Origin of the sequence: Solemya pervernicosa gill symbiont, from assembly GCF_002020875.1 — a bacterium.
In the GTDB taxonomy this organism is placed as follows: domain Bacteria; phylum Pseudomonadota; class Gammaproteobacteria.
Window position 1 is genome coordinate 1 of record NZ_MPRL01000023.1, and the last position, 17448, is coordinate 17448.

Annotated in this window: 19 protein-coding genes; 8 read left to right on the plus strand and 11 right to left on the minus strand. The window is 54.7% G+C overall.

The window, feature by feature from the left end:
* Window positions 1-41: 41 nt before the first annotated feature.
* On the plus strand, window positions 42-422 hold the full coding sequence (locus BOW52_RS17695; RefSeq protein ID WP_172840228.1) for a kinase/pyrophosphorylase: 381 nt from the start codon (window positions 42-44) through the stop codon (window positions 420-422).
* 44 nt (window positions 423-466) lie between these two features.
* Window positions 467-727 carry a kinase/pyrophosphorylase gene (locus BOW52_RS17700; protein WP_269087640.1) on the plus strand — a complete coding sequence of 87 codons (261 nt, stop codon included), beginning with the start codon at window positions 467-469 and terminating at the stop codon, window positions 725-727.
* Here the strand turns inward: BOW52_RS17700 and BOW52_RS07295 are convergent.
* The 4 genes from BOW52_RS07295 to clpB all read right to left on the minus strand — a co-directional run bounded on the left by BOW52_RS07295 (window position 718) and on the right by clpB (window position 5265).
* Entirely contained in the window at window positions 718-1803 is a 1086-nt protein-coding gene (locus tag BOW52_RS07295; RefSeq protein ID WP_078483434.1) for a radical SAM/SPASM domain-containing protein, read from the minus strand. The genes BOW52_RS17700 and BOW52_RS07295 overlap by 10 nt on opposite strands.
* A gap of 169 nt (window positions 1804-1972) precedes the next feature.
* Window positions 1973-2266, minus strand: coding sequence for a hypothetical protein (locus BOW52_RS07300; RefSeq protein ID WP_135622128.1), 294 nt, complete (start codon window positions 2264-2266; stop codon window positions 1973-1975).
* Window positions 2267-2450: 184 nt separating this feature from the next.
* Window positions 2451-2642, minus strand: coding sequence for a CPXCG motif-containing cysteine-rich protein (locus BOW52_RS07305; RefSeq protein ID WP_078483436.1), 192 nt, complete (start codon window positions 2640-2642; stop codon window positions 2451-2453).
* A 19-nt stretch (window positions 2643-2661) separates the two neighbouring features.
* A complete protein-coding gene (gene clpB / locus BOW52_RS07310; RefSeq protein WP_078483437.1) occupies window positions 2662-5265 on the minus strand; it encodes an ATP-dependent chaperone ClpB in 2604 nt (867 codons plus the stop codon).
* Between the two features lie 281 nt (window positions 5266-5546).
* Here clpB and BOW52_RS17705 point away from each other — a divergent pair, with 281 nt between their 5' ends.
* Both BOW52_RS17705 and BOW52_RS17710 read left to right on the plus strand, forming a co-directional pair.
* The gene (locus BOW52_RS17705; RefSeq protein WP_172840230.1) at window positions 5547-6860 is read left to right on the plus strand and encodes an ABC transporter substrate-binding protein; all 1314 of its coding nucleotides are present in this window, start codon (window positions 5547-5549) and stop codon (window positions 6858-6860) included.
* A 1-nt stretch (window position 6861) separates the two neighbouring features.
* The gene (locus BOW52_RS17710; protein ID WP_269087639.1) at window positions 6862-8154 is read left to right on the plus strand and encodes an ATP-binding protein; all 1293 of its coding nucleotides are present in this window, start codon (window positions 6862-6864) and stop codon (window positions 8152-8154) included.
* 96 nt (window positions 8155-8250) lie between these two features.
* On the opposite strand, the gene def is transcribed toward BOW52_RS17710, so the two are convergent.
* Genes def through rluD form a run of 5 tightly spaced genes read right to left on the minus strand, consistent with a single transcriptional unit; the run spans window position 8251 to window position 11859 of the window.
* Entirely contained in the window at window positions 8251-8760 is a 510-nt protein-coding gene (def, locus tag BOW52_RS07325) for a peptide deformylase (RefSeq protein ID WP_078483440.1), read from the minus strand.
* An 8-nt stretch (window positions 8761-8768) separates the two neighbouring features.
* Complete coding sequence (locus tag BOW52_RS07330; protein WP_078483441.1) at window positions 8769-9290, minus strand: glycine cleavage system protein R; 522 nt, start codon at window positions 9288-9290, stop codon at window positions 8769-8771.
* A gap of 24 nt (window positions 9291-9314) precedes the next feature.
* Complete coding sequence (locus BOW52_RS07335; protein ID WP_078483442.1) at window positions 9315-10094, minus strand: ZIP family metal transporter; 780 nt, start codon at window positions 10092-10094, stop codon at window positions 9315-9317.
* A 47-nt stretch (window positions 10095-10141) separates the two neighbouring features.
* Window positions 10142-10879, minus strand: coding sequence for a peptidoglycan editing factor PgeF (pgeF, locus tag BOW52_RS07340; RefSeq protein ID WP_078483462.1), 738 nt, complete (start codon window positions 10877-10879; stop codon window positions 10142-10144).
* Complete coding sequence (gene rluD, locus BOW52_RS07345) at window positions 10879-11859, minus strand: 23S rRNA pseudouridine(1911/1915/1917) synthase RluD (protein WP_078483443.1); 981 nt, start codon at window positions 11857-11859, stop codon at window positions 10879-10881. The genes pgeF and rluD overlap by 1 nt, the downstream gene beginning before the upstream one ends.
* Before the next feature lie 111 nt (window positions 11860-11970).
* Between rluD and BOW52_RS07350 the strand changes: the two genes are divergently transcribed.
* Window positions 11971-12738 carry an outer membrane protein assembly factor BamD gene (locus tag BOW52_RS07350; protein WP_078483444.1) on the plus strand — a complete coding sequence of 256 codons (768 nt, stop codon included), beginning with the start codon at window positions 11971-11973 and terminating at the stop codon, window positions 12736-12738.
* Between the two features lie 51 nt (window positions 12739-12789).
* Window positions 12790-13317 (plus strand): nitroreductase family protein, encoded by a 528-nt coding sequence (locus tag BOW52_RS07355; protein ID WP_078483445.1) that lies wholly within the window; start codon window positions 12790-12792, stop codon window positions 13315-13317.
* Between the two features lie 15 nt (window positions 13318-13332).
* Here the strand turns inward: BOW52_RS07355 and BOW52_RS07360 are convergent, their stop codons facing one another.
* Both BOW52_RS07360 and BOW52_RS07365 read right to left on the minus strand, forming a co-directional pair.
* Window positions 13333-13671 carry a P-II family nitrogen regulator gene (locus tag BOW52_RS07360; RefSeq protein WP_078483446.1) on the minus strand — a complete coding sequence of 113 codons (339 nt, stop codon included), beginning with the start codon at window positions 13669-13671 and terminating at the stop codon, window positions 13333-13335.
* A 47-nt stretch (window positions 13672-13718) separates the two neighbouring features.
* Window positions 13719-15353, minus strand: a complete 1635-nt coding sequence (locus BOW52_RS07365; protein ID WP_078483447.1) for an NAD+ synthase — start codon at window positions 15351-15353, stop codon at window positions 13719-13721.
* A 171-nt stretch (window positions 15354-15524) separates the two neighbouring features.
* Here BOW52_RS07365 and BOW52_RS07370 point away from each other — a divergent pair, with 171 nt between their 5' ends.
* Both BOW52_RS07370 and BOW52_RS07375 read left to right on the plus strand, forming a co-directional pair.
* Window positions 15525-15737: a PP0621 family protein gene (locus BOW52_RS07370; protein ID WP_078483448.1), complete on the plus strand. Its 213-nt coding sequence runs from the start codon at window positions 15525-15527 to the stop codon at window positions 15735-15737.
* Window positions 15738-15768: 31 nt separating this feature from the next.
* The gene (locus BOW52_RS07375; RefSeq protein WP_078483449.1) at window positions 15769-17445 is read left to right on the plus strand and encodes a sensor histidine kinase; all 1677 of its coding nucleotides are present in this window, start codon (window positions 15769-15771) and stop codon (window positions 17443-17445) included.
* The last annotated feature ends 3 nt before the right edge of the window (window positions 17446-17448 follow it).

Genomic DNA, 17448 nt, shown 5'->3' on the forward strand with positions numbered 1-17448 from the left:
GGGCGCCGTAGGCATAAACGGTCGCGTTAAGTATTTGCCGCTTGCTTGGGCTTGGATGCCCAAAACATGCTTCCGCAAAAATAGCGACTCCCCGAAGTACCCTGATCAATCCGGAGGTTCGCGAGTTCATCGAGCTGAGTCACGGCCTGCTGTTCGATTTTTTCGACGCCTTCATAAAACCACTTGAAAATGAGCTCGGCGTGCCCTCCTCACACGCAGTCGGAAAGTCACACTGCGTCAGCTCCTATGCAACCTACAAGGCGCGAATCGATGCGGTGAACTACGCCCTCAACAATGATGATGGCGCTACTACGCGACACTACGAAAACGCCCACATCATTTTGGTCGGCGTCTCACGCTCGGGTAAAACACCCACCTGTCTCTACCTGGCACTGCAGTATGGAATACTAGCCGCCAACTAGCCGCCAACTATCCGCTAACGGAGGATGACTTCGAGACGCCGGGACTGCCCAAGGCACTCAAGCCCTACCGCGACAAACTCTTCGGCCTGACGATCGAACCGGAGCGTCTGCAACAGGTACGCACCGAGCGCCGACCCAACAGCCGCTACGCAACCGATGCGCAGTGTCGCATGGAGGTAAAGACCGCCGAGGCGCTCTACAAGCAGATGAAGATCCCCTATCTCAACACCAGCACCGTCTCGATCGAGGAGATCTCAACAACGATACTTCAGCAGGCGGGATTGAAACGCAGACTCTACGGATAGTCGGTAGAACGTCTGATCACTCGGCTCATGAAGGCCTTTACCGCTCCGACTCTATTTACCAGCATCGCCTTAACTCTCCTCCTGCCCTTCCTCACTTTGAGTTTCAGCAGCCTTAACTTCCACTTCATCGGGGCATCGAGCAGGTAGCGCCAATAGTATTGCGATAAGAATCCGGTACGAAACTGATTGCATTTCAGACAAGGACTATCAGCTGTAAAAGTCTCTCCCGCCAGCATCTTCTGGGTATTGCGATACTTTTCACTCTCCATCACTGCGGTTATGGATGACGCAAAAACATCACCGTAGTCATCCCAGTAGTTCACACAACAACCGAGCATCGCACCGTTCCAGTTAACCTGCGGATCGACCCAGAGCTGCGCACAGAGTGGAAATCGCTCTGCATCAATAGGCAACGGAGACGATCCGGAGATCTGCTCGGGTGTTGGCAAAATAACATCGTAGGGCTGGGCGGGATTCTCCACGGGGAAGTAGCTTGAACTCCAATTCGGCCTAAGCGCGAAAGACATATCGAGCTGTGCTGCCATACTCCTCGCCGCATCAACCTCAGGCTCGTTGTAACTAAAGAGTACAAACTGCCAGGTCAGCTTGGGAAGATCGCTGCGGTAGCGCTGTTTAAACTCATTGATCTGACGGACATGGTCGAGCACCTTCTCGATCTGGCCTCCAGAACGATAGCGTTCATAGGTCGCCTGGGTTGCACCATCGAGCGCAACGGTTATCTGAGCAACGCGATATTTGACCAAAGCCTCGAGCTGTTCGGTCGTGGCAAAATTTAGATTCACCCCATTGACCAGATTAATCTCGACATCATGTTCTGCCGCACATTCAAGTATCGAGACCAGTTCCTTATTGAGGAACACCTCACCGTAGTTGGAGAGCTCTACAGAGTTAAGAGCGGGGGTCGCCTCTAATAGATTCTGAAAATCGGTTAGCCTGAGTACACCACTGCCAACCCGACTCTTCGCGAGCTTTCCACTTGCGGTTGGACAGACCGGACAATCAAGCTGACAGCGGGTCGATGCCTCAAGCCTGATGCTGGTTGGTGAAGAATTCACGAAACTCCCTTTCCAATCGTTACAGTAGATAGCCGTTACGACGACGTTCCACCCTCCTGTCGTGGTGTGGGCAGTACCCACCAGTGCAGGATTCTAAATATGCCGCTTAGAGTGAGCTAGTTTATAGAGAAAGAGTGAAGCGCTGTATCACGTAGTGCTTTCAAGGTTACTACTCATAGAGTGGAAGATAGGCCGGATTGGAAATGACCTCGCAATCCGCCACCTCAATCTCATACTCTCCAATCGAAACCGAGGCAGAGACGGTCACACCCGGAGAGCTATTATTGATGGGTGAAGTGGTCGCAGCGGTCCCAGAGTCGGTAACGATCGTGAACTTGCAACCCTCTTGGAACACATGGGGAATCATGCGCTCTTCGACCGGCGTTGAACTGGTAGTCTCACTCGAACAGGCAGTAAGCAACAAAGTTGCCACCATCAGTGAAAACACTCCCCATCTATTCATAACACTCCCCCCACCATCCACTCGTTATATAAAGCACAGTAACTCCAGCTCTGCAGTGTAGCCCAGATGTAGCAGTGTGGAATCCAGGGAGGCCTTCGCCAGCCTACTCTCGGATCTCTTTAAAGGAGTCGAGCCTACGGCTCATCGTGCGTTGCTTCATTCGGGCTACTTACCTGGATAGTGGTTACTCGTTCTCATGCCTCACCTCGACTAGTGGCTTGCCCGACAGATCGAAGCCAACGATGACGTTCATTGGGCGACAACAGACCTGACAATCTTCTACATAGGCATCGACACCCGTTGAGCAGTCAATAGTCAGATCTATCTTCTCACCGCAGTAGGGGCAGTCGACATAAACAGTCTCCAGCAAACTCATATCGACACCCCGTAATTAATCATGCGGCCACTGAAGCGCCTTTGCGAAAGGCCAACTCATCGCCCTCAATATCGACGCTAACGGTATCACCGGCAATAAATTCACCGCGCAGGATCGCCTGTGCCAGTGGATTCTCCAGCTGCTGCTGAATGGCACGCTTGAGTGGACGTGCGCCATATACCGGATCGAAACCTGCCTCACCGAGCCGGTCGAGCGCCATCTCACTCAGCTTCAGATCAAGATCGCGATCAGTGAGTCGACGGCGCAGATACTCGATCTGAATATTGGCAATGTGGCGAATCTGCTCCTGGCCCAGTGGATGGAAGACCACCGTCTCATCGACTCGGTTAATAAATTCGGGACGGAAGTGCTGACCGACCACTTCCATTACCGAGGCCTTCATCAACTCGTAGTTTTCCTCATCGTTGCTACCCTGTGCAGCCGCCAGTTCCTGAATGTGCTGCGAACCGAGATTGGAGGTCATCACAATCACGGTATTACGGAAGTCTACGGTACGACCCTGGCCATCGGTGAGGCGCCCATCATCGAGCACCTGCAGCAGGATATTGAAGACATCGGGATGCGCCTTCTCCACTTCATCGAGCAGAATTACCGAGTAGGGTTTGCGACGAACGGCTTCGGTTAGATAACCGCCCTCCTCATAGCCCACATAACCGGGAGGTGCACCCACCAGTCGAGCCACTGAGTGTTTCTCCATGAACTCCGACATATCGATGCGCACCATCGCCTCTTCAGTGTCGAAGAGGAATTCGGCCAGTGCTTTGCAGAGTTCGGTTTTGCCGACACCGGTCGGGCCAAGGAAGAGGAACGAGCCGTTGGGGCGGTTTGGATCGGAGAGTCCGGCACGTGAGCGACGAATCGCATCGGAGACGGCACCCACCGCCTCATCCTGTCCGACCACACGTTTGTGTAGCCCCTCCTCCATACGTAGCAGTTTGTCACGCTCGCCCTCAAGCATCTTGGAGACGGGGATACCGGTCCACTTCGAGACCACCTCGGCAATCTCCTCTTCGGTGACGTTGTTACGCAGCAGCTGCATCTCGCCCATCTCGACATCGGCGGCCATCTGCAGCGACTTTTCAAGATCCGGGATACGACCATACTGCAGCTCTGACATGCGTGAGAGATCACCGGCACGGCGTGCCGTCTCCATCTCCAGGCGAGCACGCTCCAACTCCTCCTTGATCTGAGTAGCACCGTGCAGCGATGCCTTCTCCGACTTCCAGATCTCCTCCAGGTCGGCATACTCGCGTTCGAGACGATCGACCTCCGCCTGCAGATCGGCAAGGCGTTTCTTCGAGGCGTCATCGGTCTCTTTATTCAGCGCCTCCCGCTCGATCTTGAGCTGAATCAGACGCCGCTCCATGCGATCCATCTGCTCGGGCTTGGAGTCGATCTCCATACGAATACGGCTGGCCGACTCGTCGATCAGATCGATCGCCTTATCGGGCAGCTGACGGTCGGTAATGTAGCGATGCGAGAGGGTTGCAGCAGCAACGATGGCCGGATCGGTGATATCAACGCCGTGGTGTACCTCATAGCGCTCTTTCAGGCCACGCAGAATGGCGATGGTATCCTCAACATTCGGCTCCATCACCAGTACTTTCTGGAAACGGCGCTCTAGCGCAGCATCCTTCTCGATATACTGACGATACTCATCAAGCGTTGTGGCACCGATGCAGTGGAGCTCACCACGCGCCAGTGCCGGTTTAAGCATATTTCCAGCATCCATCGATCCTTCGGCCTTGCCCGCGCCGACCATGGTGTGGATCTCATCGATGAAGAGAATGATCTGCCCCTCTTGCTTGGAGAGATCATTAAGTACTGCCTTGAGGCGTTCTTCAAATTCACCGCGGAACTTAGCTCCAGCAATAAGCGCCCCCATATCGAGTGAGAGCAGACGTTTACCCTTTACACCCTCCGGCACCTCACCATTAATTATGCGTTGCGCCAATCCCTCGACGATGGCGGTCTTGCCGACACCGGGCTCACCGATCAGAACGGGATTATTCTTGGTACGACGTTGCAATACCTGTACTGCACGACGGATCTCATCATCACGGCCGATCACTGGATCGAGCTTGCCCTGTTCGGCACGTTCGGTCAGGTCGATGGTGTATTTCTCCAGCGCCTGGCGCTGCTCCTCGGCATTGGGGTCATCAATACTCTCACCACCACGCAGCTGATCAATCGCCTGTTCAACCGCCTTTTTGGTAGCACCCGCCTTGCGCAGCATCTCACCGATCTCACCCTTCTCATCCACCACGACCTGGATGAAGAGCTCAGAGGAGATATAACTATCCTTGCGCTGTTGGGCAATCTTGTCAGTCAGGTTAAGCATGCGCCCCAGGTCATTGGAGAGGTGTACGTCACCCGCCATGCCCGTGACCGAAGAGAGTCGCTCCAGTCCTTCACCCAACTGAGAACGAAGTTGGTTCACATTGACACCACTCTGCGTGAGCAGGTGACGCGTGGTCCCGCCCTCCTGATCGAGTAGCGCCATCATCAGGTGGACCGGCTCAATAAACTGGTGATCACGACCAACCGCCAGGCTCTGAGCATCGGCAATTGCCATCTGAAATTTGCTGGTGAATTTATCCATTCGCATATCGGACTCTCCGCGTATAACTGGCTGACTAATTGACTAATCTACACCCTAAATGGGGAATCCCCACGCAAATATCAAGTCTATCTGGTGAAACCTTTTAGCACGCCGAATTAGAAGCTTGGAGTGCTACACTATTGTCTGGCTCATAACGCTGTTTACTGAATCGATAACAAAGATAAACAATCAGGATGCCATCCAATTCTCACCTTGTGTCTGTTGCCACCCTCACCACGTTGCTAACAGCACTCTTACTGCTTCTCCTGTCACCGTCGGTTGTGGCAGGCGATGCTCAAGCGCGAGACCGTCCAAATAATAGTGACCTCACCCCGGTCACACTCCAGCTACGCTGGCACCACCAGTTTCAATTTGCCGGTTACTATGCGGCCCTTGAGAAGGGTTACTACCGTGATGCCGGGCTTGAAGTAAAGATCGTTGCCGGTAACCCAGATCGCAGTCCGATTAACGAAATTCTATTGGGACGGGCCGATTACGGTGTCGATAACAGCGGCATCTTGCACCGACGGTTACAGGGTGAGCCGCTGGTCGCTCTGGCCGCAATTTTCCAACACTCCCCTTCGATACTGTTAACCCGTACCGACTCTGGCATCAATTCACCTCACGAGTTGGTAGGGCGAACAATCATGTCGGTAAGTAACACGGCCGATGCCGCTTTCATCGCCATGCTGCAGAATGAGGGAATCGCCCTCGATAGCGTTGAGATCATTAATGATCGTTACAACCTCGAGGCGTTCATTACTGGTGAAGTCGATGCACTCAATGCCTACATCACCAATGAGCCCTACCTGCTCTACGAGCGTGGCATTGCCAGCTCAATCATCAAGCCACGCAATTACGGCATCGACTTCTATAGCGACATTCTCTTCACCAGTGAAGCGTTGGTACATAGCGATCCCGAGCAGGTGTCAGCATTTCGTACCGCATCACTCAGAGGCTGGCACTATGCGCTGACCTTCCCGGAAGAGATCATCGAGCTGATCCAGAGTCGTTACGGATCGAGCCACAGCATCGACCACCTTCACTACGAGGCCGACACAATACGAAAACTGATCGTGCCCGATCTGGTTCAGATAGGACATATGAACCCGGGTCGTTGGAAGGCGATGGCGGAGACCTACCAACAGGCAGGGCTGATCGAACCTGGTTACACCCTCGATGGTTTTATCTTCGACAGCGTACACGGACATATCCACGACGATCGGCTCTGGTCCAACCAGGCATTTCGTGTCGCAATCGTCGCACTGTTTCTTATCGGTCTAATCACACTCATCCTGTTGGTATTCAACAGTCGACTACAGAGGGAGATAGGCGAGCGCCGAACCACCGAAGAGAAGCTACGCCAATCTGAAAGCAACATTCGCTCGGTTTTCGACAACCTGCAAGAGACCTTCTATCGAGCAGACACACAGGGACGGGTTGTGACCGTCTCACCCTCCATCGAGAAACTGACTGGATATACACAGCAGGAGATGATCGGTCGTAACCTCAGCGAGCTCTACATCGACCCGCGACAGCGCCAACAGCTGATTGATGCGATACAGGAGCAGGGGGGGGCGGGTTACTGGATATGAGGTGAATATTCGGCGCAATGATGGCCAACCGATCTGGCTCTCGGTCAACGCGCAATTTTTCTACGACAACAACGACCAGGTTAATGGGGTTGAGGGTACCGCTCGCGATATAACAGAACACAAACAGGTTATCTCTGACCTGAAACTCGCCAAAGAGCTGGCTGAAGATGCCAATAGCACCAAGAGCGATTTTCTCGCTAATATCAGCCACGAGATTCGCACACCGATGAACGGTATTCTCGGTTTCACCCGCCTGCTGGCCAGGACCGATCTCAATGGTGAACAGCGCGATCAGGTTGAGACGATCAATAGCTCTGCCAACGACCTGCTTGCCATCATTAACGACATCCTCGACTTCTCCAAGATCGAATCGGGTGAGACCCTAATTCAGTCGGTGCCCTTTAATCTACTTGAGGCACTCTCGGATGTCGTCTCACTCTTCTATAACGACGTGCAGCGTAAAGGGATCGAATTAAGGTTAAAGAACGACCGTTCGGTGCCTGTGTGGATTGCTGGCGACCCCGTCAGGCTCAAGCAGGTGCTTAACAATCTGGTCAACAACGCGATCAAGTTTACCGATCAAGGTCAAATCGAAATTTCGAATCGCCTACTCGACTCACCGGATGAGCACCTAATTATCGAGTTCTCGGTCACCGATACCGGCATCGGTATGAGCAGCGAAGAGATGGAGGAGATTTTCAAACCCTTCAAACAGCTCGACAACACCTATGAACGCCTTAACTCTGGCACCGGACTGGGATTGGCGATCTGTCGAAAATTGATCGAAGCGATGGGTGGCAAAATAGGCATCGAGAGTCATCCCGGTGAGGGTACCCGCTTCTGGTTCACCATCACCACACAGGCACTTCATAGCGTTGAGCCAACCAGCGAGGAAACGGAACATCAGGCCGATGCGCACCGAGGCAAACAGATACTGGTGGTTGATGACAACGCGATCAATCGCAAACTTATTACGACCCTGCTCACCGACCGACAGGTTGTGGTCGATGAGGCCGAGAGTGGTGAGCATGCTCTTACACTCTTCCGACAGAAACGCTACTCACTGGTCTTCATGGATATTCGAATGCCGGGTATGAACGGGATGGATATCACCCGTGCAATGCGCAAAATCGAGATCGAGGACCAACGCACCCCAATCATCGCACTAACGGCCCATGCAATGCCGCAGGAGATCGAGCAGTTTCTCGCAGCGGGCATGGATGAGTCGATCACCAAGCCGGTCAGTGAGGCGGAGCTTTGGGAGATCATCGGCCAGTTCAGCCGCAACGATTGATCCGGTGATTCATTCTTATTCGGGATTAGATGCAGTTGGTCGAGAGGAGCGCTCTCAGTCACTTATCGTGGCAATACATTATCCGCTGTACGCAGATTACTTCTTTTGGTAGACCTTGCGTTTAAACAGATCGTTACGACGACTGACCAGTCGATCGAGAAATAACATGCCGTCGAGGTGGTCCATCTCGTGCTGTACCGCACGCGCTTCAAACCCCTCGCTCTCATACTCGTGCAGCTCACCCTCAAGATCATAGGCCTGGAACTTGATCTTCTCAGCACGGATAACGTTACCGGTGTAGTCGGGTACCGACATACAACCCTCACGTCCCTTGGCCATTCCTTCCCAGTCGGTAATCTCGGGATTGATCATGATAATGGTGCCATTGTTTGGCACCGGCTTACGGGTCACAGAGCAGTCGACGATCACAATACGTTGAAAATAACCGACCTGTGGTGCAGCGATGCCAACCCCACCGGGACCGGCGCGCATCGTCTCTTCCAGATCACTCACGAAGCTACGCAGCGATTCATCAAACTGCTCTACTGGCAGCGACTCCTGCTTCAGCTTCGGATCGGGATAGGCGAGGATATCGAGTATAGCCATAGCAGTCGCTAACCGATCATCGTTTCGATGGGACTGATACTGGCGTCAATGCCCTCTTTGCAGACCACCTCGAGTGCTGCCTGCAGTGACTCAATACCCTCGGCAGCGTGCCCTTCGATATGCATGATGTAGATTGGATCCTGCTCGGTACCAGCCACATCCGATTCGAGATCGAGAATATTGAGTCCCGACTCGGCCAGTGCGGTGGTTACCTTGGCCACGATTCCGGCACGATCGGCACCATAGACACTGATACGCACATCGGGAATCTCATGCTGATGCAGCCCACCCTCGACATGGTCGACGTGGCAATGAAGACCGAGTGAGTCGGCCTCGGTTGAGATGAGGCTTTGCAGAGACTTGATGGTGCCATCGTGCTGAACCATCAGCATGATGGTGAAGTTGGCACCGAGGCGCATCATCGACGCCTCGCCCAGATTGCAGCCACCCTCTAATAGGGCCGAGGTGACGTGGGCCACGATGCCGGGGCGATCCTTTCCGACCAGGGTCAACATAAACCATTTACTCATAGCCACAACGCTCCTTTGAAGTAATTAGTGCACCGTCGCATGTGCAAAGTGGATCACCACCACACCGAGTACGATTAATACCACCTGATAGACGGTATCTTTTTTATCGACTCGCTGGTGCAGGCCGGGAATCAGATCGGCCACTGCAATATAGATAAAACTCGAGGCGGCCACCGCCAGCACATAGGGCAGTGCGAACTCGAGATTCTGCAGACTGAACCAGGCAAGTAGTCCACCGAGGATGGTGGTAAAGCTGGAGAGCAGATTAAAAAAGAACGCCTTGCGACGACTAAAGCCGCTATGCAGAAGAATGGCAAAATCTCCCACCTCCTGCGGTATTTCATGCGCAGCGATTGCCACACTGGTCACCACACCGAGGTGGAAGTCGGTCATAAAGGCAGCGGCGATCAGTACACCGTCGACGAAGTTATGCAGACCATCACCGATCAGAATCAGACTCGCCGCCTTACCCTCGCCATGACCGGAGTGGGGAGCGTGCGCTTCGCAGTGATCGGTATGGCAATGGCGCCACAGCACCATCTTCTCAAGGATAAAGAAGGCCAGCAGACCCAGCAGCACCGCCATCATCAGCTCATGGAAGTCATCGATACCGGGACCCTCTAGTGCATGCGGCAGCAGCGCCAGGAAGGCAGCACCCAATAGTGCACCGGTGGCAAAGCTGACCAGATGGGGCAACAGGCGCGTACGCAACGACTCACTGAAGAGCAGAAAAGTCCCAACGGCAGCAACACTCAATACACCACCAAGCAGGCAGAAGAGCAGAATCCAGAGCAGTAGGGTCATGAGTCAGAAAATCCCGAAAAGGTAGCGCAAAATGATAACCGATTACGCTACTGCGGCGCTATCCAAATCAGCGAGGCCATACGCCCCGTTTCACCATCGCGGCGATAGGAGTAGAAGTGCTCGGCATCACTATAGGTACAGTAATCACCGCCATAAATCTGCGCCACGCCACAACGCGCAAGGCGCAGCCTGGCCAGCTGGTAGAGGTCGGCCAGCCAGCGCCCCTCTATCGAGGATGACTTAAAGGCCTGCTCCGCTTCGATCTGGTGGTCAACAAATTCACGACGCACTTCATCACCCACCTCAAAGACCTCGGGTCCAATCGCCGGTCCGAGCCAGACCAGCAAATCTGCTGTCGCCACACCCATCGCCTCAACGGTCGACTCGATAACCCCAGCGGCCAGACCACGCCAACCAGCGTGCGCGGCAGCAACCACACTGCCCTGTCGATTGCAGAACAGCAGCGGCAGACAGTCTGCTGTCATCACCGCACAGACCTTGCCCGATCGCCAACTAAAGACCGCATCCGCACATTGGCCAACAGAGATCTGATCGGCAGCTACCACATCGGTGCCATGCACCTGATCGAGCCACACCGGTGAGTCAGGCAGTGCCAACTCAGTAATGAGCCGTTGACGATTCTGTTGCACATGCTGATCTCGATCACCCACGTGTGTGGCGAGATTGAAAGAGTGGAATGGCGCCTCACTGACACCACCGGCTCGAGTGGTCGTATAAGCGTGTACTGTGTGTGGTGCGGGCCAGTCGGGGGCGATCGTTTCGATCAACGTGACTGCTCCCGATGTTGTTCGGCATCCTCGCACAGCACCTGAATCAGTTGCGCCATATCCGCTGGCAGCGGTGCCTCCCAGGAGAGTAGCTCTCCCGTTTCAGGATGCTCCAATCCCAGCCTCGCGGCATGCAGCGCCTGGCGACGAAAACCACGCAGGGTCTCAATCATCTGCTCACTACTCTCGGCAGGAATGCGAATCCGCCCGCCATAGACTGGGTCACCCACCAGGGGGAAACGCAGGTGAGCCATATGGACACGGATCTGGTGAGTTCGCCCCGTCTCAAGCTGTACCTTAATATGGGTATGGGCACGAAAACGCTCTTCCACGCGATAGTGCGTTATCGCCTCCTTGCCCCGTTCGGTCACGGCCATCTTGAGGCGATCGACCGGATGGCGCCCGATCGGTGTCTCTACCGTTCCCCCCGAGACCATCACCCCCATCGTAATTGCTTGATATTCACGTTCGATATCATGCTGCTGCAGCCTCTCGACCAGATGGTTATGGGCAGTCAGGGTTCGCGCCACCATCAGCAGTCCGGAGGTATCCTTATCAATACGGTGCACCAGCCCGCTACGAGGGATCGCCGCCAGAGCTGGATCGTAATGCAGCAGCGCATTCTGCAAGGTTCCGTCGGGATTCCCTGCCGCCGGATGAACCACCATCCCGGCCGGTTTGTTGACGATCAGCAGATGTTCATCCTCGAAAATTACATCCAGCGGTATATCCTGGGCCACCACCGCCGTTTCGCTCTCTAACTCTGCCTCAATCACCACCGACTCACCGCCGTGAACCTTCTCTCGCGGCTTGCTACAGAGCGAGCCATTGAGAGTCACGCACCCCTCTTTGACCCACTTCTGCAACCTTGCGCGCGAGTAGCTGTCAAAAAGCTCGGCCAGCACCTGATCGAGGCGCTGTCCGGCAGATTCATCGGGGATGGTGGCGTTTAGTGTCACGCGTTCAGGATTGTTCATTTGTGCTCTAGATTCACTCAGGGACGGTAGGACATTTGACGACCGCTTGGGCTATACTGCCGTCCGTTATTTCATAAAAAACTGAACTTGTTGTCGGGACCCATTTTGACCATGCACTCTATCAGACTCTTCATCCTCCTGGGGCTGTTTCTCTCACTGCTCGGCTGCGCCGGCACGTTAGATGAGAACGACGAGACCAAGGGTTGGTCCGCCAATCAGTTCTATAGTGCCGCCAAAGAGGCGATGAGCGACAGCGACTACAAAGGCGCAATTCGTTACTTCGAACTGCTCGAGGCACGTTATCCCTTTGGCCGTTACGCCCAGCAGGCACAGCTCGAATCGGCCTACGCCTACTATAAATATGAGGAGCCCGATTCGGCCATTGCCACCCTCGACCGCTTCATCAAGATGCATCCGCGCCATCCCAACGTCGACTACGCCTATTATCTAAAGGGACTGGTCAACTACAACCGTGGCAAGACCGCCCTTGATGCCCGTCTCGTCTCCGACGCCACCCAGCGCGATCCGGGGGCTGCTCGAAAATCATTCGATGACTTCTCCCAGCTGGTGAACAAATTCCCAGCCAGTCAGTACGCCAAGGATTCGCGCCAGCGCATGGTCTATCTGCGCAATCTGCTGGCCTCCTATGAGGTCCACGTCGCCGATTACTACCTACGTCGCAAGGCCTACATCGCCTCGGTCAATCGCGCCAAGTATGTGATTGAAAACTATCAGCGCACTCCAGCCATGCCCGATGCGCTGGTTGTGATGGTGAAGGCCTACCGCGCCCTGGAGCTTGAAGATCTAGCCAACGACGCGCTTCGTGTATTCGAGACAAACTATCCAGACCATAAAGAGCTGGAGCGTCTCAAACGCTAATACCCCGACTGCGGGGAGCATTACAAAATAACTAGCTGGGGGAGATTAAACATGTGGGACTTTTTTGAAACGGTCCACCGCCGCCACTCGGTGCGCAAGTATCAGAGCGATATGCCAGTTGAGGCCGACAAGCTTCACGCCATTCTCGAAACCGCCTGCGCCGCCCCCTCAGCAGGTGATCTTCAGTCCTACCGCATCATCCAGGTCGAACAGGCTGAGACTCGCGCACGCCTAAGCGCTGCCGCCGGTGATCAAGATTTTCTTCAGGAAGCTCCCGTTTTACTGGTTTTCTGCGCCGATCCGCTCACAGCCGGCAAGGAGTATGGCGAACGAGGTGAGACGCTCTATGCCATTCAGGACACCACCATTGCTGCCGCCTATGCGCAACTCGCTGCGGTTGCTGCGGGGATGGCCTCTGCCTGGGTGGGATATTTTGATGAGCAGCAGGTGATAGATGCCCTGCAGCTGGATGTGGGTTTGAAGCCGGTTGCGATTATCGCCATCGGCTACCCCGCAGAACTGCCAGCACCGACTCCACGGCGCCCCATCGATGAGGTGGTTACACAGTTCCCGGGGTGATCGGGAGGAGAACGATCAGATCGCTGCCTGATCCTCTTCACCGGTACGGATACGCACTACGCGCTCGACGGGGGTAACAAAGATCTTACCGTCACCGATCTTGCCGGTACGTGCTGCATTGGTAATCGCCTCAATACAGGCTGCGACTTGATCACCCGTCACGACCAGCTCGACCTTCACCTTGGGCAGGAAATCGACCACATATTCCGCGCCTCGGTAGAGTTCGGTGTGCCCCTTCTGGCGACCAAAACCTTTCACCTCGGTAGCAGTCATACCAGACACACCGATCTCTGAAAGCGCCTCGCGAACGTCGTCGAGCTTAAACGGTTTGATGATCGCTTCGATTTTCTTCATTGTTATCGCTTCCTCACTGGCTTAAACAGGTGTGGCCTACTGACCATTCATTTCTGTTGCTTAGTATAACCCGATGTAATCGGATAGCGACGGTCCCGACCAAAGGCACGCCGTGTAATACGGATACCGGGTGGTGCCTGACGACGCTTATATTCATTTCGATCGACCAGGGTAACGATGCGATTAACCACATCTGCATCGAAACCCAGCGCGATGATATCGGCCGCACAGAGATCATCCTCGACATAGGACTGCAGGATAGGATCAAGCACCTCGTAGGGTGGTAGTGAATCCTCATCCTTCTGGTCGGCTGCCAATTCTGCTGAGGGCGGACGATCGATGACCCGCTGCGGGATCACCGACGAGATGCTGTTTCGATAGCGTGACAACTCATAGACCAGCAGTTTTGGGCAGTCCTTGATCGGCGCAAAACCACCGGCCATGTCGCCGTAGAGCGTTGCGTAGCCGACCGACATCTCGCTCTTATTACCCGTGGTCAAAACAATTTTATGTTTCTTATTCGAGATCGCCATCAGCAGCACCCCGCGGCAGCGTGCCTGGATATTCTCCTCGGTTGTATCGACTGGCAGTCCGGCAAACTCGTCACTGAGTGAGTCGATAAACTGCGCAAACAGCGGTTCGATCGAGATGGCCCGGTGCTCAATACCGAGCGCCTCCGCCTCAGCGGCAGCGTCGTCAATACTCATCTGCGCCGTATATCGCGAGGGCATCATCACCGCCTCGACCCGCTCCTTACCGATCGCATCGACGGCGATTGCCAGGGTCAGTGCCGAATCAATCCCGCCCGAGAGTCCGAGCACCACACCCCGAAAGCCGTTCTTCTCAATGTAATCGCGCACCCCTAACACAAGGGCGCGATAGATCGCCTCGACCTCAGCGGGTTCGGATGCCAACACCCCACGAACAGGTGTCACCGCTTCTGCTTTAACCTCAAGTTCAGCGCAGTAGAGATCCGCTTCACTATCGGGGCAACGCATCGTCACCTGCCCCATAGCATCCATCACGAACGAACCACCATCAAAGACCAGTTCATCCTGACCACCGACCAGATTGAGATAGATCAGCGGTAAACCCGATTCAGTGACTCGCTCTCTAGCGACCGCCTCTCGCTCGCCCGATTTGCCACTATGGAAAGGTGAAGCATTGAGATTGAGCATCAGCCTGGCGCCCGCCTCGGCAGCCTGCTTCACCGGACCACTCATCCAGACATCTTCACAGATGGTGATACCCACAGGTACACCAGCGATATCGACCAGACACGGTCCACGGCCCGCACTGAAGTAGCGCTTCTCGTCAAAGACACTGTAGTTGGGCAGATGTTGTTTGTGATAGCTGCCCAGTCGCTTTCCATCCCGTATCGCTGTAGCGCTGTTAAACAGCCCTTCACCCGTCTGCATCGGATGACCAAAGATCACAGTGATACCGCTGACAGCCGCGACAATACGTGTAATGGCACGTTCGACATGATGGTGAAGCCCAGGACGCAGCAGCAGGTCCTCGGGTGGGTAGCCGGTCAGAGTCAGTTCAGGAAAGAGTATCGCATCGGCACAAAACTCATCTCGTGCGCGCAGAGACGCCTCGATGATCTGATCACAGTTGGCGGAGATGCCCCCAACTGTCTGATTCAGCTGTGCCAGTACGATACGCAGGGTCCGGCTCATTGCTGCACCCCATCGCGGTTGCCAGGCATAACCATTTGTCGTTTCAGATCAAAATTCACCGCTGGGTGATTCCTCAGAAAATTGAGCGGCTATTCTGAATTATTCGAATTGGCAACGCAAAAGAGACGGGGCGCTTGCAAGCCAGGTAGTGAATCTGGAAACTTGTCGGTTATGGTATTACGTCTAATTGCACTCGCCTTCATCATCTGGCTCATCGTCTATCTGCTGCGTTCGAAGGACCGCAAGGCAGCACCTGATAAGAGCGAATCGGTGAAAATTGTCCGCTGCGCCCACTGTGGCGTACACATCCCGGTTGATGACGCGGTCGGTGGTCCCAACTACTACTGTTCGCTGGAACACCAGAATGCCGACAACTCCGATTAACCAGCAATCCAGGCTTAACTAAGTGCAGAGCATGCCCAACAAATCGGCAAGCCTGAATCTGGGCAGTGGCCAGTCTCGTGATCATAGCCGGCGCCGTACACCTCACGCAGCGACGATAGTTCGCAGCGAAGAGGACACGTGGAAACCGCTCTACCTTTTCAACCTCTATCGTTCTGCTCTCTCTGGACTACTGCTGATTCTGTTTGTTACCGGCCTGGGACCCAGTCTGCTCGGCAAATCAGATCCACTTCTCTACCTGATCACAACCGTTATCTACCTACTCTTCTGTATGGGTGCGTTGATCACGACCTATCTTAAAAAGCCACGCTTTAATATTCAGGTCTACCTGCAGCTGACGGTCGATATCTTTGCCATCACCCTGATCATGCACGCCAGTGGCGGTATCAGCAGCGGACTGGCAATGCTGCTGATCGTCTCACTCGCGGGTGGCAGCCTGTTGATGAGTGGTTACATCGCGATCTTCTTTGCCGCCGTCACCAGCACCGTGGTGCTGTTCGAGCAGGTCTATGCCGAACTGACCAACGCCTTCACCACTACCGCTTACACCCAGGCAGGTATGCTCGGCGTCGCCTTTTTCGCCACCACCATTGTTTTGCACCTGCTGGCGGCAAGGGTGAGCGAGACCGAGGCACTGGCACACCGTCGTGGTATCGACCTGGCCAATCTAGCGCAGCTCAACGACTACGTGATTCAACATATGGAGTCGGGGGCACTGGTGGTCGATATCGAGGGTTCTATACGCCTGATCAACAGCACCGCGCGAACCATGCTGGGTACCTCTGCACAGATCGAGTCTCTGCGCCTCTCAACCATCAATCCCGATCTATCGAGAGAGTTGATGCGCTGGCGAAAAGATCGATCTGCCGTTGCCGAGGCGCTACGGATCGGTGAAACGACTCTCGAAATTCGCCCACGTTTTATTCCATTAGGTCGGCGCGAAGAGGATACCGGCACCCTAATCTATCTCGATGACATGGCGGTACTCTCGCAACGGGCGCAGCAGATGAAACTGGCTGCACTCGGGCAGCTGACAGCGAGTATTGCCCATGAGATCAGAAACCCTCTCGGTGCCATCAGCCATGCAGGGCAGCTCCTGGCCGAATCACCCGAACTAGACAAGGGGGATAGCCGCTTTATCGAGATCATTCTGGAGCAATCGGGACGGGTGAATGAGATCATAGAGAATGTACTGCAGATCTCACGCCGCGACCCTTCATTCCCCGAGTCCATAGAACTGCACTCATGGCTGCGCAACTTCTTCGATGAGTATTGCGAACACGGTCGCGCCCACGATGAGACGCTGAAACTCGAGATCGAACCGCAGGAGACACAAATCGAGTTTGATCCGACACAGCTGCGGCAGATCATCAGCAATCTTGTCGACAACGCGATTCGCCACGGTGAACCAAACGCCAACGGCACGAGACTCCATGTCAGAGGCGGCCTGCTCGATGAGTCTGACACCCCCTATCTCGAGGTGATCGACTTCGGCGGCGGTATAGACGAGGCGATTGCCGAAAACATCTTCGATCCCTTCTTCACTACCCGTAGCAGCGGTACCGGACTGGGACTCTATCTCGCCAAAGAGCTGTGCGAGATGAACGGTGCTCGCCTCGAGCACCGACGCGCCGAGAGTGGCGGTGCCTCGTTCCGTATTCTATTCTCCACCCCCACGACCGCCGGTTAAGAG

What these genes read in the sequence shown, in the direction of transcription:
- BOW52_RS07300 (WP_135622128.1), bottom strand. Translation starts at nt 2,266, where the DNA reads ATGAATAGATGGGGAGTGTTTTCACTGATGGTGGCAACTTTGTTGCTT.
- BOW52_RS07305 (WP_078483436.1), bottom strand. Translation starts at nt 2,642, where the DNA reads ATGAGTTTGCTGGAGACTGTTTATGTCGACTGCCCCTACTGCGGTGAG.
- clpB (WP_078483437.1), bottom strand. Translation starts at nt 5,265, where the DNA reads ATGGATAAATTCACCAGCAAATTTCAGATGGCAATTGCCGATGCTCAG.
- def (WP_078483440.1), bottom strand. Translation starts at nt 8,760, where the DNA reads ATGGCTATACTCGATATCCTCGCCTATCCCGATCCGAAGCTGAAGCAG.
- BOW52_RS07330 (WP_078483441.1), bottom strand. Translation starts at nt 9,290, where the DNA reads ATGAGTAAATGGTTTATGTTGACCCTGGTCGGAAAGGATCGCCCCGGC.
- BOW52_RS07335 (WP_078483442.1), bottom strand. Translation starts at nt 10,094, where the DNA reads ATGACCCTACTGCTCTGGATTCTGCTCTTCTGCCTGCTTGGTGGTGTA.
- rluD (WP_078483443.1), bottom strand. Translation starts at nt 11,859, where the DNA reads ATGAACAATCCTGAACGCGTGACACTAAACGCCACCATCCCCGATGAA.
- BOW52_RS07350 (WP_078483444.1), top strand. Translation starts at nt 11,971, where the DNA reads ATGCACTCTATCAGACTCTTCATCCTCCTGGGGCTGTTTCTCTCACTG.
- BOW52_RS07355 (WP_078483445.1), top strand. Translation starts at nt 12,790, where the DNA reads ATGTGGGACTTTTTTGAAACGGTCCACCGCCGCCACTCGGTGCGCAAG.
- BOW52_RS07360 (WP_078483446.1), bottom strand. Translation starts at nt 13,671, where the DNA reads ATGAAGAAAATCGAAGCGATCATCAAACCGTTTAAGCTCGACGACGTT.
- BOW52_RS07365 (WP_078483447.1), bottom strand. Translation starts at nt 15,353, where the DNA reads ATGAGCCGGACCCTGCGTATCGTACTGGCACAGCTGAATCAGACAGTT.
- BOW52_RS07370 (WP_078483448.1), top strand. Translation starts at nt 15,525, where the DNA reads ATGGTATTACGTCTAATTGCACTCGCCTTCATCATCTGGCTCATCGTC.
- BOW52_RS07375 (WP_078483449.1), top strand. Translation starts at nt 15,769, where the DNA reads ATGCCCAACAAATCGGCAAGCCTGAATCTGGGCAGTGGCCAGTCTCGT.